This is a genomic window from Providencia huaxiensis, assembly GCF_002843235.3.
Classification (GTDB): Bacteria; Pseudomonadota; Gammaproteobacteria; order Enterobacterales; family Enterobacteriaceae; genus Providencia; species Providencia huaxiensis.
On record NZ_CP031123.2, the window covers coordinates 2,743,375 to 2,766,033 of the forward strand.

The 22,659-nt window shown below is 36.7% G+C and carries 20 protein-coding genes and 1 pseudogene; 10 read left to right on the top strand and 11 right to left on the bottom strand.

Annotated features, from left to right (window positions below; genetic code table 11):
- Positions 1 to 140: 140 nt before the first annotated feature.
- Entirely contained in the window at positions 141 to 593 is a 453-nt protein-coding gene (locus tag CYG50_RS14290) for a hypothetical protein (protein WP_102139438.1), read from the bottom strand.
- A 791-nt stretch (positions 594 to 1,384) separates the two neighbouring features.
- On the opposite strand from CYG50_RS14290, the gene CYG50_RS14295 reads away from it, so the two are divergent.
- Together CYG50_RS14295 and CYG50_RS23530 are read left to right on the top strand one after the other, a co-directional pair.
- Positions 1,385 to 1,795 carry a fimbrial protein gene (locus tag CYG50_RS14295; protein WP_232368245.1) on the top strand — a complete coding sequence of 137 codons (411 nt, stop codon included), beginning with the start codon at positions 1,385 to 1,387 and terminating at the stop codon, positions 1,793 to 1,795.
- 69 nt (positions 1,796 to 1,864) lie between these two features.
- Complete coding sequence (locus CYG50_RS23530; protein ID WP_116068835.1) at positions 1,865 to 2,056, top strand: hypothetical protein; 192 nt, start codon at positions 1,865 to 1,867, stop codon at positions 2,054 to 2,056.
- A 450-nt stretch (positions 2,057 to 2,506) separates the two neighbouring features.
- Here the strand turns inward: CYG50_RS23530 and purT are convergent, their stop codons facing one another.
- The 3 genes and pseudogenes from purT to CYG50_RS14315 all read right to left on the bottom strand — a co-directional run bounded on the left by purT (position 2,507) and on the right by CYG50_RS14315 (position 5,897).
- Entirely contained in the window at positions 2,507 to 3,685 is a 1,179-nt protein-coding gene (gene purT / locus CYG50_RS14305) for a formate-dependent phosphoribosylglycinamide formyltransferase (RefSeq protein ID WP_102140072.1), read from the bottom strand.
- A 123-nt stretch (positions 3,686 to 3,808) separates the two neighbouring features.
- On the bottom strand, positions 3,809 to 4,735 hold the full coding sequence (gene rarD / locus CYG50_RS14310) for an EamA family transporter RarD (protein ID WP_102140073.1): 927 nt from the start codon (positions 4,733 to 4,735) through the stop codon (positions 3,809 to 3,811).
- A 150-nt stretch (positions 4,736 to 4,885) separates the two neighbouring features.
- Positions 4,886 to 5,897 (bottom strand): annotated as a pseudogene (locus tag CYG50_RS14315) (LacI family DNA-binding transcriptional regulator).
- 470 nt (positions 5,898 to 6,367) lie between these two features.
- Here CYG50_RS14315 and CYG50_RS14320 point away from each other — a divergent pair.
- A complete protein-coding gene (locus CYG50_RS14320) occupies positions 6,368 to 6,997 on the top strand; it encodes a response regulator transcription factor (RefSeq protein ID WP_102140074.1) in 630 nt (209 codons plus the stop codon).
- Between the two features lie 607 nt (positions 6,998 to 7,604).
- Here CYG50_RS14320 and CYG50_RS14325 read toward each other — a convergent pair.
- The 3 genes from CYG50_RS14325 to CYG50_RS14335 all read right to left on the bottom strand — a co-directional run bounded on the left by CYG50_RS14325 (position 7,605) and on the right by CYG50_RS14335 (position 10,917).
- Positions 7,605 to 8,246, bottom strand: a complete 642-nt coding sequence (locus tag CYG50_RS14325) for a helix-turn-helix domain-containing protein (RefSeq protein WP_102140075.1) — start codon at positions 8,244 to 8,246, stop codon at positions 7,605 to 7,607.
- Between the two features lie 213 nt (positions 8,247 to 8,459).
- Entirely contained in the window at positions 8,460 to 9,794 is a 1,335-nt protein-coding gene (rimO, locus tag CYG50_RS14330; protein ID WP_102140076.1) for a 30S ribosomal protein S12 methylthiotransferase RimO, read from the bottom strand.
- Between the two features lie 193 nt (positions 9,795 to 9,987).
- On the bottom strand, positions 9,988 to 10,917 hold the full coding sequence (locus CYG50_RS14335; protein ID WP_102140077.1) for a DUF7916 family protein: 930 nt from the start codon (positions 10,915 to 10,917) through the stop codon (positions 9,988 to 9,990).
- A 281-nt stretch (positions 10,918 to 11,198) separates the two neighbouring features.
- Here CYG50_RS14335 and CYG50_RS14340 point away from each other — a divergent pair, with 281 nt between their 5' ends.
- The 5 genes from CYG50_RS14340 (at position 11,199) to efeB (ending at position 15,242) form a co-directional block, all read left to right on the top strand.
- Positions 11,199 to 11,756 (top strand): iron transporter, encoded by a 558-nt coding sequence (locus tag CYG50_RS14340; RefSeq protein WP_004913787.1) that lies wholly within the window; start codon positions 11,199 to 11,201, stop codon positions 11,754 to 11,756.
- A gap of 124 nt (positions 11,757 to 11,880) precedes the next feature.
- Positions 11,881 to 12,216, top strand: a complete 336-nt coding sequence (locus tag CYG50_RS14345; RefSeq protein ID WP_102140078.1) for a cupredoxin domain-containing protein — start codon at positions 11,881 to 11,883, stop codon at positions 12,214 to 12,216.
- Between the two features lie 11 nt (positions 12,217 to 12,227).
- Entirely contained in the window at positions 12,228 to 13,061 is an 834-nt protein-coding gene (locus CYG50_RS14350; protein ID WP_102140079.1) for an FTR1 family iron permease, read from the top strand.
- Positions 13,054 to 13,956: an EfeM/EfeO family lipoprotein gene (locus tag CYG50_RS14355; protein ID WP_102140080.1), complete on the top strand. Its 903-nt coding sequence runs from the start codon at positions 13,054 to 13,056 to the stop codon at positions 13,954 to 13,956. Before CYG50_RS14350 ends, CYG50_RS14355 begins: the two co-directional genes overlap by 8 nt.
- Positions 13,957 to 13,967: 11 nt before the next feature.
- On the top strand, positions 13,968 to 15,242 hold the full coding sequence (gene efeB / locus CYG50_RS14360) for an iron uptake transporter deferrochelatase/peroxidase subunit (RefSeq protein WP_102140081.1): 1,275 nt from the start codon (positions 13,968 to 13,970) through the stop codon (positions 15,240 to 15,242).
- A gap of 116 nt (positions 15,243 to 15,358) precedes the next feature.
- On the opposite strand, the gene CYG50_RS14365 is transcribed toward efeB, so the two are convergent.
- The 3 genes from CYG50_RS14365 to CYG50_RS14375 all read right to left on the bottom strand — a co-directional run bounded on the left by CYG50_RS14365 (position 15,359) and on the right by CYG50_RS14375 (position 18,269).
- Positions 15,359 to 16,093, bottom strand: a complete 735-nt coding sequence (locus tag CYG50_RS14365; RefSeq protein ID WP_102140082.1) for a vWA domain-containing protein — start codon at positions 16,091 to 16,093, stop codon at positions 15,359 to 15,361.
- 186 nt (positions 16,094 to 16,279) lie between these two features.
- Positions 16,280 to 17,176: a hypothetical protein gene (locus CYG50_RS14370; protein WP_102140083.1), complete on the bottom strand. Its 897-nt coding sequence runs from the start codon at positions 17,174 to 17,176 to the stop codon at positions 16,280 to 16,282.
- 166 nt (positions 17,177 to 17,342) lie between these two features.
- Entirely contained in the window at positions 17,343 to 18,269 is a 927-nt protein-coding gene (locus tag CYG50_RS14375; protein WP_102140084.1) for a LysR family transcriptional regulator, read from the bottom strand.
- A 144-nt stretch (positions 18,270 to 18,413) separates the two neighbouring features.
- On the opposite strand from CYG50_RS14375, the gene CYG50_RS14380 reads away from it, so the two are divergent.
- Together CYG50_RS14380 and CYG50_RS14385 are read left to right on the top strand one after the other, a co-directional pair.
- Positions 18,414 to 20,189 (top strand): adenine deaminase, encoded by a 1,776-nt coding sequence (locus CYG50_RS14380; RefSeq protein ID WP_102140085.1) that lies wholly within the window; start codon positions 18,414 to 18,416, stop codon positions 20,187 to 20,189.
- 41 nt (positions 20,190 to 20,230) lie between these two features.
- Positions 20,231 to 21,574 carry an NCS2 family permease gene (locus tag CYG50_RS14385; protein ID WP_102140086.1) on the top strand — a complete coding sequence of 448 codons (1,344 nt, stop codon included), beginning with the start codon at positions 20,231 to 20,233 and terminating at the stop codon, positions 21,572 to 21,574.
- 58 nt (positions 21,575 to 21,632) lie between these two features.
- Here the strand turns inward: CYG50_RS14385 and CYG50_RS14390 are convergent, their stop codons facing one another.
- Positions 21,633 to 22,037 carry a RidA family protein gene (locus tag CYG50_RS14390; protein ID WP_102140087.1) on the bottom strand — a complete coding sequence of 135 codons (405 nt, stop codon included), beginning with the start codon at positions 22,035 to 22,037 and terminating at the stop codon, positions 21,633 to 21,635.
- Positions 22,038 to 22,659 lie beyond the last annotated feature (622 nt).

Below are 22,659 nucleotides of genomic sequence, written 5' to 3' on the forward strand. Positions count from 1 at the left end.
ATATAACTATTCCAATTTGTTTTCAATAAGTTAAAAACTAAACTTAATATGAGCAAAATGAGAGTTTTTGTGAATAAATTTCATTAATAACGTAAAACTCAAAATTGGTTCATCTAAAACTGCATAATATCTATCTACTATTAGCGTGTAATCGTTGTCCATTTACCACCAACCCACCAACTGTGTTCACCGTCTGTTTGTGTTTCGCATCCGATACCGACTTTTGCTTTCCCTGCTTCAAATGGATACGCGCAATCATAAATTGCATCAATCACAATTTCTCCTGTTATTGCGTCTGCAAAACCAATTTTATCTTCTTTGCGTATTCGATATACCCCGTCTTGTGCTTCATCAAGCCAATTATCAAAATAGTAAAGTTGGTAAATCTCTTCTCCTTTTTGGTCAAAAACAGCTAAACCTTTATTAGGTGATTTACCTAAGCAATACTTAAATGAAGACTGTTGCTCAAAACACACAATTTTATCTTTTTCGTTCTCTACCCATAAACTAAATTGTTGTTCAAGATTTTGCGCTGTTGATAAAACAGATATTAATCCTAGAGACATTAAACCCACTACATAATGAATCTTCATAACTTTCCTTGCTCTACTTTTACGCCTAATAGGTGATAAGAAACCAAGCTTATCTGATTTGTTCTATTGAATACTCACTTAATAAAGATAGCTGATATCCCTTTCAATGAAACTAGGAATAACGGTAAACAAAGTCTTATATAAGAATAATCTCAAGACTGAAATTGAGTCATCAACTAGAAATGATGGGGTAACATACCATGCTTATTTATCAAACCTATTCACCCATATAACATATAAGACCAAAAACCAACTATCGATATCACTTAAGACAATGAAAAACCACATAACCAATTGAAACAAATAAAAATTAACAATTAGAAATCAATTAAAAAAACAGAAAAATGCATTTTCTGCCTGTTTGACAACCTACGTGAGTAGAATTAATGTTAATCACGTTCTCCGGTGAACCTGTGTTCACTAAATAAATACTAAGACATTTAAAATTAAGTTTTTATGAAGAAGTAAATTATTTATTAAATATCTAATATTAATAAACTCGTTTTATTAATAGATTCTTAAATAATGATTGTCGGGTTGTTAATATTTATCAATAGAATAAAAACTCAATCTGAAATATGAAACTTTAAATATATATTAATTTAAAAACAAAATTAAAATTTTCCCATATACTTAGGAACTATGATTATGAAATTAAATAAACTTGCTCTGATTGGTGCTTCACTGTTGCAACTCTTTCTTCTCAAGCTTTTGCTGCTCAAGATGCAACTGTTAACTTTAATGCACGTTTAGTTGCTGCAACTTGTAATATTAGCGCTTCTAAAGACTTAATCAGCTTAGGAACTCACTCAAACGAAAAAATTGATACAGCTAAAGCATTATCAGAAGCAAACTTTAATTTAGTTTTAAATAACTGTACTAAAGTCTATGACGCTGCCGCTGGTAGCGATAACGAAGCTGGAAAAGCAACTACTGTTTCTATCTTAGCAACAGGTGAAGCATTAACTGGCCATTCAGACATGTTTGCAGATGCTCAAGCATCACAAATCAGTGTTAAGTTAGCAGCTGGTAAAGATAAAGTTGCGGTTAAGCCTAACACAACAACTGAAGTTGCAGACCTGAAAGTTACTGGTCAAAGTGATTACATCATCCCAATAGTTGCAGGTCTTTATGCAACAACAACTGATGCTGTCGCTCAAAACTTAAACGTACCAGTAACCTTCAGTGTTGCTTACGACTAATAACAGTCGTCCGTTAGTTTAGCTAGTAATGCAGGCAGTAATAATTTCTTTAATGATGACCCTAACGGAGTGATTGGTGTCCAATTATTAGATGGGACTCGAGTTATTAGTATCAATCAAACACCATTAGCCAAACCAGATGCATCTTCAATTATTTGGGATAATATAAAAAGCATGAATGAAAAAAAATGGTCAATGCTAAATTGCGTTGCGCCAAAACAGATTGTGAACCCGATGAAGGTGATTTTTCAGCAACTTTAACGATTGGCTATTACGCCGATTAATAATGATTATAAAGCGATAACAAATAAAAAGTTAAATAATTCACTTTGTTCAAAAATAACCTATATAGATAAATAATTATATCGTTTTTTGATGTTTGATTATTTTAAATGAGCCAAATTATTTTAATAGAAATGACAACGTTAAAATAATATTAACTCCTCTTTAACTAGTAATATTGGGCTACAGCGTTAATAAAATATATTCCGGTTGAAAAATAACTCACAACAATAAATAACAAAAGGTGATGCAGTGAAAGGGATGAAATTTACAGTGTCAGTAATTGGCGCTAGGGGATGACTCGGTTCCGTTTCGACCCTTCATAAAACGGTCACAACGACCATTTTGAAACAATCAAAGCAGGCAGCTATCGCTGCAATATACAAGCGCTCACTCACTTAAAGTGGATGAGCGCAGATCTCATCGAAGTCAACCAGAAACACACACTGTACTAGCGGTTTTTTTGGCCATATCTAATGCATTTTCAATAGAATCCGCAATAGCCAAAGCAACACCTAATCGGCGAGTACCTGCAATTTCAGGTTTACCAAATAATCGTAATTGGGTATCAGACCCCAACGCTGAACCTATATGTGAAAAAACCACATTTTGACTGTGTAAATTGGGTAAAATAACGGCTGAAGCGCTTGGCCCATATTGGCGGATCACACCGATTGGGAAACCAAGAAATGCACGCACATGTAAGGCAAATTCAGATAAACTCTGTGAAATAAGTGTCACCATCCCCGTATCATGAGGGCGAGGTGAAACTTCATTAAAGATGATATCATCACCACACACGAATAATTCAACACCGAATATTCCGTAGCCCCCTAGAGAGGTAACAATTTTCTCAGCAACGTCCTGCGCTTTTTTCAATGCAACCTCACTCATGTACTGTGGTTGCCAAGACTCACGATAATCGCCTTTTTCTTGCCGATGCCCCACGGGTGCACAAAAGTGAATACCATCTATCGCACTGACCGTTAACAATGTAATTTCAAAATCAAAATTAACCATTTTTTCAACAATCACACGTCCCTGCCCTGCTCGCCCACCTAGCTGTGAGTAATCCCAAGCCTGCTCTAATTCATCTTGAGAGCGGATCACACTTTGCCCCTTCCCTGACGAACTCATCACCGGTTTAACAATACAAGGAAAACCAATTTTTTCTGCCGCTGTGACAAAATCGGGTTTGCTATCCACAAATTGGTACTCTGATGTTGGCAGCTTCAACTCTTCTGCGGCTAATCGGCGGATCCCTTCTCTGTCCATAGTAAGCACAATGGCTTTCGCTGACGGAACCACTTTTTGCCCTTGCTGTTCAAGCTCCATTAATACCTGTGTCGCAATCGCTTCAATTTCAGGCACAATAATGTCGGGTTTTTCAATTAAAACGATTTGCTTCAGCGCTTCGCCATCAAGCATATTTATCGTATAACTGCGGTGTGCAATATGCATCGCCGGCGCATTATCATAGCGATCAACTGCAATAACTTCGATACCCAACCGTTGACATTCAATCGCCACTTCCTTGCCTAACTCTCCAGCGCCTAACAACATCACTTTTGTTGCTGATTTACACAGCGCAGTACCTAATTGATTCATAATTGATAACCCTACCGACAAAAAGTTAATATCAATTATATACGCAATCGATTGCTTTTACTATCAAGGATAAAAAGTCACAAAACAAAAACCTCATAACCATTTGATAATAATATCAATAAATTAATCTAGCGGTGTTTTATCACGCCCTGTAATAAAGGGGTCTTTATGTGAAAATTTAATATACTGTTTGCGTAAAATAGCGAATACACAAAACATTAAACCAACCCAGATGAATGAAAAACTGATGCCTTTAACCCAATCAAATAGCTCATTAAATAAAAATACGGCTAATAAAAATTGAATTGTTGGTTCTATATATTGTGCCAACCCGATCACCGTTAATGATGTTCTTTTAATTGCTGCTGTAAAAAAGAGCAACGGAATTATCGTAACAGGAGCGGCCAACATATAAAGAATTTTGATTTGCCAATCGCCTTGTGCCACTTCACTTAAACCATTAGATACTAACCACCACGTGATCGCTATTGCGATAGGAAGTAGCCAAAGTGCCTCTAGAAATAAAGACGTAATCACATCAAATCGAATAAATTTACGAATTAACCCATATATCGCAAATGCACTACCCATAACTAACGCTAAAATAGGTAATTCACCATACTGCCAAATTTGGTAACCGACCCCCGCACAAATAAAAATAACAGCCATTTTTTCTGCGAAAACAAGCCGTTCGCGAAGAAACAAAACGCCAAGTAAAATAGAAAATAATGGGTTAATAAAATACCCAAGGCTAGCGGCTAACACCTGCCCATGAGTTAATGCGTAGGTAAATGTTGTCCAAGATATCGCCATAACCGACGAACTAAATAAACAGAGGATTATCGATCGTTTATCAGACCATACCTGGCACCACAAAGATTTGTTTTTAATAATTAAGCGAACAAAAAAAAGTATAGGGATAGACCAGATAAGACGTTCAGCAAGCAGCTCTAGAGGTTCAGCGCCGGGAAGTAAACGATAAAATAATGGTGTTATTCCCCATAAGATATAGGAAAAAATAGCAAGGGCCACTCCCGAGCGAAGCAACATAATTTATCCACAATACAATCTGATTAAATATATTAGCTCCGTATCATACGCCAAAATGCAGAAAATAAAACTTGTTAGAAAAAGCGGTTTATTGGGAACTCAAAAAATCAATTGAATAGCTGCTTATTAGATTTGATTTTCTCGACAAAATTAAAAAGAATCACGTTCTAACAAGTCACAAGCAACATATTCAACACGGCTTTGCTGCCGTTCTTCTATAATATGCAAAGCAGCTTGTTGGCCTAACTGATAGTGTGGCAACACAACCGTACTTAATGGTGGATAAAACAGCTCCCCAACCCCTATCATATTATCATATTATCATATTATCATAGCCAAGTACTGCAATATCTTGTGGGATACGCAAACCATGGCTAAGCAGTACTTGATAAGCTAAAAAGGCAATACGGTCATTTCCACAAATAATGACATCAAAATCAGGTTTTTTATTATCAAAATGACTATTAATTAAAGCTATCACATCTAAATAGTGTTCATCACCTAACTCTAAATGGTATTGCTGAAGTGATGATAGTGGTAAATTAGCATTTGCCCATGCAGACTCCACCGCTTCACGGCGCGTTTTTCCAGCTAGAGTCTCTTGTGGAATATAAAGACAAAGAGGATTTCGATACCCTTTCTCTATTAAGCGATTCACCGCATTAAATTGACCATTAAAATCATCTGGCACATAAGCTGGAAATTGCCCTTTTTTATCTATGCAATTAGCTAAAACCAAACGATTATTATGCAATGCTTCTGGAATAGCCACTTCTCGAAGCCCCATTGTAGTATAAATAATACCATCTGGCCGCTGAGATAATAATTGCCGAACAGCTCTTTCATTATCTTCACTAGATGTAATATTAACAACAAAGCTACTCCAACCAAATTGCCTCGCTGTTTGCTCTATGGAAAGAATGATTTCGACAGAAAACGGGGTTGTTGCTGTATCCAGGGCCAAAACGCCGACGGTTGACACCCTAGAACCTTTTCCTCTAATTTTTCGTGCCGAAAAATCAGGAACATAATTGAGTGACTCAATAGCTTGTTGGACCTGTTTCAAGGTTTCAGGCCTAAGTAATTCAGGATTATTAATTGCCCGTGATACTGTCATCAATGAAACGTTTGCAAGCCGAGCTACGTCTTTTAAAGAAGCCATTACGTATATTCACTCATCGAAACTAGATAAAAATAAATTCTAACATGTTAGATATAAAAAGCACTTAATCTTCATCAATTCACAAGTTAAGTACTATCACCTAAAAAATAGCATAAAGTTCACATCTAAGACTTTTTCTGACTAATGATTTAAGATATTATTGATTAGCTTTAACAATATTTCCATCAATCACTTTATGTTAAAGAACACATTTAATAAGTAAATTTACCTAAGATGTTACACGTCATTAATCGAATATTACTCAATGACACAAACTTTAACTATTGTTTCTATTTTTATATTAAATTTAGCTAGATGATGTTTTTAATATAAATTAAGGTCGGTTATACATTATAAAAAAAACAACGATCAGTAGAAAATATTATTGTGAAATTTAAATTTCACTTTATTTATCTACGTATTTTATCAGATTGATATGAATATCAAATCAGTTCAACAGGAGTATGGTGATGAATAACACCATTCATATAATTGTAGAAAGTGATAATGTCTTTAAGAATAAACTGAAATTAATGATAGAATCTTTTGGTTTCACCTTGAGATTTTATAATAATGAAGAAGTGTTTATGAGTAATTATACTTATCCTAATGAGGATAATGTAAAAGAGTGTATTTTATTATTCTTAAACAATGATGAAAATCGTATTAATCGATTAAACAATATAAGTAATTCATTTGGTATTGTTCCATTCATTGTGCTTGCCGAAGAGCCTTCTGTCAGTCTGTGTCGAGAGAGCTTTAAAGCTGGAAGTTTTGATTTTTTTCCCTTTCCTTTCAAGGACATTGAAATCTCAAATGCCATCAATAGTGCAACGGAATTATTTTTAAGCACGCATGAAAAGCATAAGAAATATACTCATCTCTCTGATAAATTTAACCGCCTTTCGGTTAGGGAAAGAGAAATTATGGATATGATATTAGAGGGCAATACGAGTAAAGAAACGGCTGAAAAACTGTCTTTATCACCAAGGACTGTTGAGGTTCATCGCTCTAACATTTATACAAAATTAGGTATTAAGTCATTGCCACAACTTATTCAAGAATACGAATACATTAATACTTATCCTAAATATATTTAATTCATATGATATGTTTACTTTTCTATAGCGTTATTATTTCTGATGGTTTTATTCTAAACCATCAGAAATTAATTATCTGAGAAATGCTAAAGACACTATAATTTAGATAAATATAGATTAAAATTCTGCCAATTATGAAATAATGATTTATTTTTACATGAGATAAACAATAGTACCACTCTATTATGGATTAAAAAACCAAGTAAATTGATAATTCCAATAGGAATAACAGCCCCTAATACTTACAAGATAAAATAATATTTTTTTAGGTTATTGAAATACTATTTAAAATAAAATGTTTTCTATCACGCCATTTTTTAGTAAGACAATAGCCTTTCTCATCGGTATTCATCCATCATAAATCTAAAAAAACAAGGCTAAAAACAGTATACCGCCTTACCAAATCCCTGCATAATGAGCATCGTTTTCATTTTCTTTTCTCGATACATCAAGTAACGATACAAGCAGATAGCTACGCTTTATTTATCTATTGGCTGTCGTTCAAAATATTGGTAAATTTTGTGCGCTTTGCTATTTTTGTTTTGTTGTTGTCCACAAAAACATGCGAAAGCGCTATTTTTTTACTCATCAGAACACATGCAAGAAACTATTTATAGTCTTTAATGTTGATTTCGTACTGCTTTAGTTTGCGCCATAACGTTGTCCGCCCCATAGCAAGGACTTTATGCATTTGCTGAATTTTACCTTTGCAAGCTTGTGCAACTTCAATAATCAAAGCTTTCTCAACTGAGTGAATATCCAAGTTAGTGAATCGTTGCTCTTCCTTATCTACCTTAAAAGCCTCTTGTTCATAATAGTGGAATTTCAATTTTTCACTCACTTCTCTTGCCAAAGATTGCGTAAGCGCAAACAAAACATTGCAGCAATTCTGAGTTGAAGATATAGCGACAACTAATACAGGCTCACCAGTGTGTGAATATACTGGTGCTAAATAATAAAAGATCCCATGTAGTTCAATTGGAGCTGCATATAGCCTAACTTGTGATCCACAAGTTAAATTACCTGATAACAAGTTTGCTATTTCAAAATTACCGCTAAACTCATTACTAAGCCAAAACGTTTTTCCATCAGTGCTAACGAGAGAACTACGAATATGATCATCATGTAATGAGGCTAATCCATCTTCAATAGTTGTATAAGCAAGCTCAACGATGTCTTCGTAATCATCTGAATTATAATTACTTTCTATTACAGGTGTTGTAGTTGGAAATGTTAAATGGGTTGACATAGTTATCCTTATTCTTCGATAAGAGTTATCTGATTATGTCAACTTGCCATTTAATTTTTATATTCTAGATCAAGTTATTAATTGATAGATTTAAAACCATTGATCTGCATCAATTTTATAATTAAAAGCAGTATATCTGTGTCCTAAAAAACAAAATGGCTAACTTAATTTACCTAAGTTAGCCACATAGACTTTTAAAACGCTTTCATCAAATTACGAAGTAACTATATTCCCCCACAGATCATATTCATCTGCATGCTCAACGAATACTTTCACTATATCTCCAGCGCTAACTCCAAATTCACCATTAAGATAAACCATGCCATCAATTTCTGGTGCATCAGCCATACTACGGCCAATGGCACCTTCATCATCAACTTCATCAATAATAACTAAAATCTCTTTACCAATTTTATCTTGTAATCGCTGTGTAGAAATTTGCTGTTGTAGTTGCATAAAACGATGATAACGTTCCTCTTTAATTTCTTCAGGAACTTGATCAGCTAACTCATTCGCTTTCGCACCTTCGACAGGACTATACTTAAAGCAGCCTACTCGATCTAACTTAGCTTCTGACAAGAAATCTAATAGCATTTGGAAATCTTCTTCTGTCTCACCAGGAAATCCGACAATAAAAGTTGAACGTAAGGTGAGTTCAGGGCAAATTTCACGCCAACGTTTAATACGTTCAAGTGTTCTTTCAACAGCACCAGGGCGTTTCATTAATTTTAAAATTTTGGGACTTGCATGCTGTAACGGAATATCTAAGTAAGGTAAAACTTTACCTTCTGCCATCAAAGGAATGACATCATCAACATGTGGGTAAGGATAAACATAATGTAAACGCACCCATACGCCCATTGAAGCAAGTTGTTCGCATAACCCCACCATGCTGGTTTTTACAGGTTGCCCATCCCAAAAGCCTGTTTTATTTTTAACATCAACACCATATGCGGAAGTGTCTTGTGAAATAACCAGTAGCTCTTTTACGCCTGAAGCGACCAAACGCTTAGCTTCATTTAACACATCACCGATTGGACGGCTATCTAAGTCCCCTCGCATAGAAGGAATTATGCAAAAAGTACAACGATGATTGCACCCTTCGGAAATTTTTAAATAAGCATAATGTTTCGGTGTCAGTTTTACCCCTTGTTCTGGGACTAAACTAAAGAAAGGGTCATGTTCAGGCTTCGGAACATAGTGGTGCACATGGTTAAGTACCTGCTCATAGCTATGTGGACCTGTGATCTCCAATACTTTCGGATGCACTTCACGAATCTGGTTCTCTTTCGCACCAAGGCATCCTGTCACAATCACTTTACCGTTCTCATTCAGTGCTTCCCCAATCGCTTCTAACGATTCCTGCACTGCACTATCGATAAATCCACACGTATTCACAATAACTAAATCAGCATTATCATAGCTTGGAACCACTTGGTAACCATCAGTGCGTAATTCAGTTAAAATACGTTCTGAATCAACTAGGTTTTTTGGGCAGCCAAGAGAGACGAAACCAATTTTTGGCACCGGATTAGTATTTTGCGACATAACTCACTTCTTTTATTGTGTTATAAATATTGTTTTAGAAAAATGGGCGAAATTTTACCTGAAGAATTGAGGGAATTGTATAAATTTTTGTCGAAAATAATCTGTATTTAGAGCTGAAATAGGAGAAAAAAATCTTGCTTGAAATAGGCGATTTCTGCAAAGTATTTTTGTAAAAATCACCTAAGAATGTTAATCAACGATTAACTGAACGAGCAATACGTGAGTAAGTGTGCCTAACCCCTCGGATCACAATACTATAATTTAAAATATTCTCAGGTAATGCAATTCCGTTATACCCTGAATCACCAATATGATGTAAATCTGTCCCGGCCATTTTACACATTAATGCTATTTGTCGAATAGTTTGTAAATCTGCACCTTCTTGAGAAGTCCCAATCGCTGTCATTGTCATCACACCTTGGGAATGGCAATAACTTACCATTTTTTGCACAAATTCTAACGAGATCCCGGGGACCGTTCCCGGCGCTGGGAGCAAAATGATATCTGCACCACTGTTAATAAAAGTACGAATATCATCTTCTGTTATGAGTTGCTCAGCTGAAGCATTCAAAACCCCTGAAGCGTGCATTTTCCCTGTAATAAGCACAATATCTTCACCCACAACAGCTTTAAGCTCTTTAAGACTTTGGTTAATTTCCTGATTAGTAACTCCATTTCCAGGGTTTCCCGTTAAAACAATAATGTCAGCACCCATTTCTTTTAACTTAATGGCATTTTTTACTGTTGCTAATCGCCCTTCAGATATTTTCCATTGCTCATCTTGTGTCGGATTATTAAATCCATCAGGGACGGGCTCTAAATTAACGCCTATTGCTCGTCCTGTTAAACGCTTAAGTGTGCGAATGATTTCTTCGGGTTCAATCCCTTCAGGTAGGCCTTGCATAATTGGTTGATTAACATCAAAAACATTTAGTAGCAAGATATCTGCGCCTTGACTCGCGGCTAATTCAGCATTCGTCACTGTCATTAATACAGGTTGAATAGTACCAATGGTTTCGGAAACTAATATCCGCCCTTCACTGGCTTTAATAGATTCTAATAGTTTCTTTTTATTGAAATTTATAATTTCAGAAGCTGAACAATCAAGATAACGTCGTTGCATGGCTGTACCTTTATTTTCAACAAAATTGATGAAGAACTCTTTCGAAATAAAATATCTACGTTCGAAATATATCACGTAGTTAATAATAAACAGCCTAATAGAACACACTATTAGTAAGTTATTTTTTTTAAAATAATAACTATCTCTAACACTCAGATTTTTATATAAAAACAAACTTTTCAGTGGCAAGTAATTTACTTATCGTAAATTACCACTTGTTTTTTAGTAATAGTAATGATTATCATTACAGCTCTATATCACTTATGGTAAGGACTAAAATAATGAAACTCGCCTACAAAGCTGCTGTTTCAGGTCTTGCGTTGTTTTCAATCTCTGCATTAGCTCAAGAGTACCCTCTCGGTCACCCTGTGATCAAAAACGGAATGGAAATCCAAGGTGTTTATCTACAACCCATTACAATGGATACCGAAGAAGGCCATCATGCAATGTCGCACTTAGCAGCAGATAAAGCAGATGTCCACTTAGAAGCAGATATTCACGCGGTTGAAGATAACCCAAATGGCTTTGCAGAAGGTGATTGGATCCCTTACCTAACCATTGAATATTCGGTTACCAAACTCGGTGATAAACCACAAACTCAAACGGGCACGTTTATGCCGATGGTGGCCAGTGATGGTCCTCATTATGGGGAAAACATTAAATTAGATGGCAATGGTAAATACCGTGTCACTTATAAAATTTATCCACCATCACACAATAAAGATGTTGCCTTTGGGCGCCATATTGACAAAGAAACGGGCGTAGCACCTTGGTTCCAACCTTTCGAAGTCTCTTGGGACTTTGACTATGCAGGTGTTGGCCGTAAAGGTAGTTACTAATTTTAATCGAAATTAACTAAGGGCTTAATCAAGGAAGTTTTCTTGCATGAGCCCTTTTTTGTTCGTACTTATTATTTGTACTTATTATTTTATTTGTACTTATTAAAGGATAAACCAAGCCAAAATGAAAACATTACTGCGTTTTTTACTGGTTATCGCTTGTACAATAATTCCCCTATCTTCATTTGCTGCGGAAAAATACACTGTCGAATTAGAAATGAAAAATGGTGATCTCATCCCACGTGTTCTTGAAGTTCCCGCAAAAACGATTATTCGAATTAAAATTACCAATACAGGCACTGAGCCCGCAGAATTTGAAAGCATTCAGTTAAGAAAAGAAAAAGTTTTAGCACCTGGAGCTAGCTCAGTTGTTGTTATCGCACCACTAAAACCCGGTACTTATTCTTTTTTTGATGACTTCCACCTTTCTCACCCCAAAGGCGAGATCATTGCGAAATAAAAGGATTTAATATGGGACAAGTTCTATTTGTTGTTTGGCGTGAAAGTTTTGAGGCGCTACTTGTCATTGGCATTATTTATGCGTGGATTAAACGTCATCCTGACGCACAAAATGGTATGAAATACCTTTGGGCTGGTGTCGCTATTGGGGTTATTACCTCCATATTACTAGCACTTCTGATTTATGGCGTATTCAATGTCCTTGATGATACAGGGCAATCACTGTTCATGATTTTTATGGAATTACTCGCCTGTATTTTGATTGTCCAAATGGTGTATTGGATGAACAAACATGGCAGCTCAATGAAATCAGAAATTGAATCAGGAATCAGCCGTAATGCCTCTCACCATAACTGGTGGGGAGCCGCACTAATTATTGCCATTGCCATCGCCCGTGAAGGGAGTGAAATAGTCGTCTTCCTATCTAGTTTTATTATGTCTTTAACCGCATCTAATGCATCGGCTTTCTTTATCGAGGTAGGTGGAGGAATTGCAATTGCAGGTCTTACACTTTATATCTTCTTATTAACAAATCGCTTAGTTTCTTGGTCTATCTTCTTTAAAGTTACAGGGGTTATTCTATTATTCCTTGCATTATCTCTGTTGCTTAAAGGGGTCGAAGAAAGTGCAAACTTACTAATCGAATATGATTTTACTATCCCTGACTTTTTAATTTATCCCGCTTGGGATACAACTGCATTTCTCGATGATTCTGGTATCGCTGGCAATTTTATCTCTTCTTTCTTTGCTTATCGTTCACAACCTATTTGGCTCAGCGTCATTACCTTTGTCCTTTATTGGGCTATTGTGATCCCATTGTTTGCTCGGAGCAAAAAAAATGTCTAGCTCACTGAGACGGAATATCAAATGGATATCTTTTAGCTTAATACTCAGTGTTGCGCTGCCTACTTTAGTTCAAAGTAAAGCACTGAGATCCCCTGTGCAAACAGGGGATAACATCATTATTGCTAAAGGGGATATACCCACTCCAGAAAAATATCAACATGCAATCCAAACCTATCTCACCTTTGCCAATACTGAGCTAGCAGAAATGGTCACGCAATTGGAATTATTGCAACAGAGTTTACAGCAAGGAAAGCTACAACAAGCTCAAACTGCATATATTCAAGCTCACCAGCACTATGAAACAGTGCGCCCAATTATTATTCTATTTGGTAATACAGATAGGACGATTAATCCAAGAGCCGATTATTTCCTCGATAAAGAAACTGATTATCGCTTTACGGGGTTTCATCTTGTTGAGTACCAATTATTTGAGCAAAAAAATGCAAAACTTGCTTTAACCGCAAACCAAGATTTATTACTCAAAGGGCGTGACTTACATAAACGAGTGGTAACAGAAACTATTGAAATACCAAAGCTCGTGCAAGCCTCGGCTGATTTTATTGAAATGATCTTAGAAACGAAATTGGGTGGTAAAGAAAATATCTACAGTTTGTCTGATTTAACTGATATTGCCGCTAATTTAAAGGGATCACAAAAAATAATTGAGGTTCTTAAACCTTTTATCAAGCCAGAAACACTTGAGAGAATACAGCAGAATGAACAGCTCATTAATCAAATAATGCAGCCATATCAACTGTCAAATACCACATATCAACCTTATAGCCAATTACAATTAAAAGACAAAATGGCGCTTTATTCATTACTCACTCAGCAAGCTGAAACCTTAGCGAAATTACGTGCTGAGCTCGATGTCGATGTTTACTATAAATATTAAGGCATATATTTATGCAAGCTAAACTAAGAAGTATATTGCAAACCAACGGAATGTCTCGGCGTAATGCCCTAAAAATGCTCGCTATTAGTAGCGCAGTTTTAGCAGCTCCAACATTAAAAGCTCAAGGGAAAATAGCTAATTGCCAACTCACCTATAACAAAGCAATCAATTACCTTGGGCTTAACCAAGCCGGTGTTTTAACGCCTGAACCCAAAAATGCCAGCTTTATTGCATTTAATATTACAGCGAATTCTGTTGAACAATTACAAACTGTTTTTACTTTACTGACCCAGCGTATTGCTCACTTAACTCAATCCCAAATAGAGCCGTCAATCAATAACGATAAGATCCCTCCGGCAGAGTCAGGTATTCTTGGGACACAACAACAACCCGACTCACTAACTATCACCGTTGCTTTAGGAAATTCTCTTTTTGATAACCGGTTCGGCTTAAATAAAATTAAGCCTAAACATCTTAGTGAAATGACCAGTTTCCCTAACGATCGACTAGAACAAAAATGGTGTGGTGGTGATCTCCTTCTGCAAATATGTGCGAATAGCCAAGAAAGCGTTATCTATGCATTACGTGACATCCTACGTCATATTTCGCCATACAGCTTTCCTCTCTGGAAAATAGATGGCTTCTTACCTGCACGGGATATTGATAACCACTCAACTCCTATCAACCTTTTTGGTTTTAAGGATGGAACAGGAAATGCGCCTGCCGATGATAATTCGTTAATGAACGAATTAATATGGATAACAAAAGGTAGCCAAGAACCATCTTGGTGCGACGGAGGGACATACCAAGCAGTACGTCTTATTCGTTTTAATTTAGAGTTTTGGGATAGAACACCATTAGAAGATCAAGAAAATGATTTTGGTCGGCATAAAGACTCAGGGGCTCCAATCGGCATGAAAAATGAGCATGATGATCCTAAATTTGGCGAAGATCCCCATGGTGACCGTATTTTATTTGATTCCCATATGCGTCGTGCAGAGCCTCGTAATCCTGAACGTTATACCGCAAAACTGAGGCGTAGAAGTTACAGCTATTCACTCGGGCTGACCGAAACTGGGGCCCTCGATATGGGGTTGATTTTCGTCTCTTTTCAGCAAAATTTAAAAACAGGCTTTATTGACACTCAAAAACGTCTCAATGGCGAACCACTTGAACGTTATATCAAACCTTTTGGTGGTGGATACTATTTTGTATTACCAGGAGTCGAATCAGCACAAGACACCCTTGCTGAAAAAATGTTTACGGCTTTAAAACAAACCGAGTGATGATACTGATAAAATAAAGCCCCTATTACACTTTCTATAGGGGCTTTACTCAGAGCGATATCATCAATTATTCAACATGTTAATTAATAAAATGCCCTCTAGATTTGTATTCATTATTATTTTTTACGTTCATTCACATCCGCTTCGACTTCTTGCTTCCAGTCCTCTGATATTGGCGCAGACATTTGTTTAGCTTCCACCGCTTTATTTACAGCACGATAAGCCTTATCGTATCCAGTCCCATCTTGGACATAACCCGTGGCATTTGAACTTTTAATTCCAATATTTTCAGCTTCAGAAATGGCATCAATATTGGCACCTAAGAAAATAAAATCCCATTTGTCTTCTGTTTCTGCTGACTTAATCATCGCTTTAATTTTTGCTTGGGAATACTTACGGCTACTATTTTCTTGCCCATCGGTAATGATTACAAAAAGAACATTATTATTTTTAGTAACTTTTCTATTTTCTTGCATTTTTTCAATGCCTTCTCCTATTGCGTCCAATAATGCGGTATAGCCACCAACAGGATAATCATCAAGCGTTAGATTAGAAACTTTTTCAATGGGTTCTCTATTATGGAGTAAACTTGTTTTATCATTAAATAAAATAGTTGTAATGTAGGTCTTTGCTTTTTTTCCTTTATTTTCAGTCAATACACTATTATATCCACCGATTGTATCAGTCTCGAAACCTGACATTGAGCCACTTTTATCAAGAATGAATACTAAATCCAAAACATCAGGATCTTTTTTGGTATCAATAATAGTTGTACTGCTAGCGACAGAAGAAAATAAAAACAAAAATACAGCTGATATGACGGTGAAAACAGATTGTATGGATAAATTCATCGCCGAGTTCCTTGGTGAGGTTAATAAAAATATAACCATCTCAATCTCGCTTTTTCACCAAATATTTCAAATAAGATTACTCTGTATACTTAATAAGCATTTTCTTAATTAATTTCAAAAAACCACTATTACATAAAAATAATATTTTTATATCAATACACAAAAAAGTAAATATACTTAAAATGGTTACTCTTTCAACCAAATACCATTTTCTCTAAGTATGTTAATTTCTTGAATAAAATTATTATACTTTATATTTTCAGCGACAGAGCTTGACGAAGCGCTTCGAGACTGTTCAAGTACTAATTCTGTGATAGCATAGTGAAATTCTTGGTTTAATTTTTTATGAATATCAACATCATCGGTATTTTTTAATCGTGTAACCAACTGAATTAATTTTTCGGCTTTTACCTGTACATCTGGATTATCAAAAATAACTGTTGGAACTTCATACATAAATAGCATATTGATAGAGTCTAAAGTTTTATGACTAGCAGGATCCTGCAATAAGCTTTGACCATATTCATTATCTAAATAGGTAACTAATTCTTGTTTATCAAAGCACTTAGATTTAATATTTCCATCTAATTTATCATCATAAAGTGTAATTGAATCAGGAAAGCTTTCACCCACAGGGTAGCTACACCTGAATATATTTGCATCAATAAGCGTCGCGTTGGAACTGCGAGCGGGTAGTTCAAGCTCATGCCCATTAATTGTAATGGGGTAGCTCGCAGGCTTAAACTTATCTTCTTGGCCATCGACGGCATAGACTTCAGATAATGTGTAATAAACAAAATTATTTGGGTTAATAATACCACCAGAGTTATTTTCAAAAACAAAAAAATCTGTCACATGACCTTCATCACTTTTTAACTGGTGTAACCCACTAGAAAGTAAAACAACCCCTTTATCATCTGGTAAAACGTCATAATCTTTACCATCTAGCGTAAACGTAATAGTGTTTTCACTTGGATTACTATAATAAAATTTGCCTTTACCACTTAAAAGATCCATATCATCACAAGCGGAAAGTAACATAACTGCAGAGACAATACAGCTATATTTTAGTATAGTATTCATAATGTTATTCCAAAGCTTTTTAAAATTAATTTATTAACTAAAAACACCAGAGCTATCCATGATGCTCTTTAACATATTATTGTCGATATTAGAAACCATTATTCAGTTATTCGAATAAAATAACTTTACGATAAATGCGATAATAACCAAACTTAGTGGATATATCTCATACGTTATTTTCACGCAATACTTTTAACAATACCTGAAAAACCTCATCCATTAATGGTGTTGTTTGCTGGCTATTGCGAATTAAAGCGACTGTACGCGTTAACTCAGGTTGTTGTAATTGCAAAACTTTCAATTCAGGGTCACGTAAATGTACAGTATAAAGCTGTGGTAAAATAGCAATTGCTAATTTCGAACGAACTAAGCCATATAAGGTTTCAATATAATCTACTTGATAACGAATATTTAATTTTAGTCGGTGACTTTCCACCGTAGCAGCAACTAAACGTTGAATATTTCCTTTCGAAAATACGGCAATATCACGATTATTTAGCAATTTCCACGGCAAGTGAAACGCATTAACAGATACAGGGTCATCATGATGAATAACGGCAACAAAAGGGTCATCCTGCAATGGAAAGATATTTAAATTTTGAGGCACTGAGCTATCTAACACACCAATGCCAAAATCAATTTCATGATTGATAAGCTTTTCCACCAAAGCGTCATTCGTTTGGTCATAAAATTCAATATTAAGCCTCGGAAAATATTGAGTTAATAATTCAGGTACTGCTGGAAATAACAAAGAACTTACGGAAGGAACTAACCCAATACGTAATGTACCATCCCCTCCCTCTACGATGATTTTCTGAATTTCACTAAATGCACGGTGAGAAACACTCAGAATTTGCTGTGCATATGGCAAAATTGCAGCGCCTAGCTCCGTTAATGTTACGGATGAAGCGGTGCGATTAATTAACTTTCCTCCAATAACCGTTTCTATTTGCCGCAAAGCACTACTCAAAGCAGGTTGGCTCACCGCTAGACGATTTGCTGTCTCGGTAAAATGACGCAGTTTTGCTAATGTCACAAAATACTGCAGTTGTTTGAGCGTGAGTGCTGGCAGTCTCTGCCAAGGTTCTATCATAATAATGTACTTTTATTTTTATTGGGTTAGCCAATATATCTGTTCATTATAACCATTTCTTATCGCATGATAAATTTTATCATCTTGGCAAACGTTTGCGTTGCTCATAAAGTAACAGTCATAAACTGTAGCAATGGTAACTTTATGTGCATAACAAAACAAAATAGGCGTCATGTCATTCAATCCGCTAAAGGTGAAAAGCCTTTTGACCTTTTACTCGCTAATGCCAATATTGTCGATATGGTCACAGGTGAAGTTCGCCTTGCAGATATCGGGATAACCGGCAACCTAATTGCTAGCGTTCACCCTACAGGAACTCGTAGTGATGCAAATGAAACCCATGATTTATCTGGCTATTTCATTTCACCCGGCTTAATAGACACTCACGTCCATTTAGAAAGCTCACACTTACCCCCTGTTCGTTATGCAGAAATAGTTCTAGCCCAAGGAACAACAGCTGTCTTTTGGGATCCCCATGAACTTGCCAATGTATTAGGTTTAGAAGGTGTACGTTATGCTATTGATTCTAGCCGAAATTTGCCGCTAGATGTTATGGTTGCAGCCCCTTCATCAGTGCCATCAACACCTGGCTTAGAAATGTCTGGTGCGGATTTTGCTGGGAATGAAATGTCAACCATGCTGAGTTGGCCGGAAGTCCGCGGTGTGGCTGAAGTTATGGATATGTTTGGTGTGCTCCATGGCAGTGATAGAATGGAAGAAATTTTAAATGCAGGAATTACATCAGGCAAACTTATAGAAGGCCATGCAAGAGGTTTAAAAGGGGCTGATCTCCAAGCTTATCTGGCGGCTGGCGTCACCTCTGATCATGAATTAACTTCGGCTGAAGATGCCCTTGAAAAGCTGCGTGCAGGTCTTACGTTAGAAATTCGAGGCTCACATCCTTATCTCCTTCCCGATATTGTTGCCGCATTAAAATCTTTACCTCATTTATCATCACAAATTACGGTATGTACAGATGATGTGCCACCCGACATGTTGATTGAAAAAGGTGGAATTATTGCGTTGCTAAACCTTTTAATCGAGCATGGAATGCCGGCAACTGACGTACTGCGCTTTGCCACATTCAATGCGGCAATACGCCTACAACGCCATGACCTTGGCCTGATTGCTGCGGGGAGAAAAGCAAATTTAGTCATTTTCGATTCATTGGAAATATTAAGAGCACAAGCGGTGTATGTATCAGGGCAAAAAATTGCAGAAAACAACCAACTTATTAATGCGTTAAGTATCCCTGATAATATTTTACCACCACGCGATACCATGCGACTTTCGCCAATAACCCCAAATGATTGCACATTAAAAATTGATGGAATCAATAATGGTAGTGCGCGTTTACGTCACATTCGTGGAGCACGCTTTACCCAGTGGGGAGAAATTGACGTACAAATCAAAAATAGCGTGGTACAACTGCCGAATAATTTCAGTCTTATTCGAGTTCAGCACCGTCACGGCCGCCACGATGCTTTACCTCAAATAGCCTTACTTGAGGGCTGGGGGGAATTACGCGGAGCCATTGCAACTAGCTATTCACACGATTCACATAACCTCGTTGTGCTTGGTCGTGATCCTGATGATATGGCCACTGCCGCTAATTTATTAATCGAAAGTGGTGGAGGTATGGCGTTAGTACAAAATAGCAAGGTTTTAGCTCATGTCGCTATGCCAATTGCCGGTATGTTATCTGATTTACCCGCAACTGAACTGGCCGCTCAATTTCGTCAATTACGTGAATTAAGTAGTCAAATCGCAGATTGGGAGCCGCCATATCGAGTCTTTAAAGCCATTGAAGGAACTTGTCTTGCATGCAATGCGGGACCGCATTTAACTGATTTAGGATTAACTGATGGAACAACGCGTCAAATCGTTAACGCAATCATCCATACTGTTAAGCATGCCTAGAAAACTATAAATATCAAAAATAATAATAGGAGAGCCAATTAATGGCTGACAATTCAATAGATAAGCCAACATCAGGGAGTTGGCTGGAAAGACGCTTTGCTTTACGTGAGCGTGGAAGTTCAGTGAAAACAGAGTGTTTAGCCGGAATTACTGGTTTTTTAGCCGCGGCTTACCTTCTTGTGGTGATCCCCGGTTTACTTGCCGCTGGAGGGATGGATAAAGGCGCAGCAACCACTGGAACGATTATTGTCTTCGTTATTGCCAGTTTATTAATGGCATTCTACGCAAACTTACCCTTTATTGTTGGCCCTGGTATCGGAGGTTCTGTTCTTGTCGGTATTACTCTTGCAGGCAGTGAAGGTATTGACTGGCAAATAGGGCTAGGCATTGCTTGTTGGTCAGGGATCTTATTTTTTCTATTAACTAAATTTGGCTTGCGTGAAGTCGTTACACGCTCTGTCCCTCAATCAATTAAACTCGGATTAACTGCATCAATTGGTCTTTTCGTTGCCGTTTTAGGCTTTCGAAATGCAGGATTAGTCCTCGCTAACCCAAAAACAAATGCATTAATGCTTGGTGATTTCCTTTCTCCTGGAGCGTTAGTCGCACTCGCAGGCTTTTTCATTGCCATTGCTCTACAAGCTCGCAAAATACCAGGCGGAATTTTATGGGCAATTTTATTTGCCACCCTTTTGGGTATTCCATTTGGCGTCACAAAATTACCTGAAAGTTTTATTGGTATTCCACATTCTGTTGCCCCTGTCTTAGGCCATGTTGATTTAATTGGCGCACTAAATATCGCGTTTCTCCCTTTCTTATTTGTCTTTTTTGCCGCTGAATTTTTTTCAACGATGGGAACAACATTAGCCGTTGGCGGAGAAGCCGGTTTATTAGATAAAGAAGGTAATATGCCAAATATTAACCGCCCTTTTATCGTTGATTCTATTGCTGCTGCATTAGGCCCGTGGGTAGGTATTCCTGCGGCAACTGCACTTATTGAATCTTCAGCCGCGGCAGAGGCTGGGGGGAAAACAGGTATGACCGCCCTTGCCGCTGCCTTTATGTTTTTATTAATGCTGTTATTTACGCCTATCGCATTAATGATCCCAGCCCAAGCCACAGCTCCAGCGCTCATTTTAATTGGACTAAATATGTTCAGCGGCTTACGAAAAGTGGACTTAGGCAATTTTACTGATGGCTTACCGGTATTAATGATGGTGATGATTACGTTAATCGCTAATAGTTTTGGTACAGGCATTGCGGGTGGGCTGCTATTTTATATTTTAATCAAAGCGGTTGCAGGCAAATGGAGAGAAATTCCAATTAGTTTGTGGATCCTCGCGGTACCGCTTGTTTATTATTTTTCAACGTTAGTAAAACACTAATACCACGAGTGCCAGAAAAGCCGATACATCTGTTGTCGGCTTTTCTATTCGAATAAATTTAGTTCAAAACTGCATGAGCTTCTATTTCTATTAACCATTCCGGCAAGGAAAGCCCTGAAACAATAACCCAAGAAGATGCAGGTGGCATATTGGGAAATTTTTCTTTTAATGCTCTCGCAATATCAGCTTGTTCTTCATGGCTATTAAAGCCCTCTTTGATATAAATACGTAGCATAGCCACATGAGATAAATCGCCACCGGCCTCATGCAGTACATGTTCAATATTAATTAATGATTGCACGGTTTGTTCGTAAATTCCCCCAGCAACAGTTTCTTCCGCAGCATTCACACCAACCTGGCCTGATAGAAATAATTGTCGGGTTCCCGTTGTTTCTACGGCTTGGCTAAAGCCGTACTGCAAAGAATTGAAGACAGACGTTGGATTTATCAATTTTTTAGTCATTTTTGTTCCATCTTGAATAAAACAGTGAGGCAGTATAAGACTTTTTCTTTTCAATTCATTAAATATCAGGCAAACGTTATTTAATTAGTATAATGAATCAAAAAATATTTTTGCAAAATAACCAATGCTTTTTCTGCTCGGGGTGGAGTCACCATTAATGTCGCGCTCTATGATATTTAACCATGCCAATACCCATATAAACAGTAATCCAATCAACAAAATAAACTAATAAATCAATAAGTTACATTTATGGCACAAATAAAATCATACTATTATTTTAATCAATAATATTCACATTCATTCCACTGAGGTTAAAAGCAATTAATCGTTCAGATACTGAGCCCAAACGACATGTCCAAAACATCAATTTTCATTTGAATTATTAAGCGCATTCTACATCATGTAGCATTCCCCCTTTTCTCCTATATTTGCTAAGCGTCTTACATGCGGCACATCACACTTCTCATCATTCATATTGAATACGGTTTTATTACCACGAGATAAAGCCAGTGCAAATATTAGTCATTACATAAATGTTCCCCAAATACACATCAGATATAAAAATCATAATTAACAATTAGTTAAGTTAAAAATGAATAATCTATTGCAGAATTTAATGACT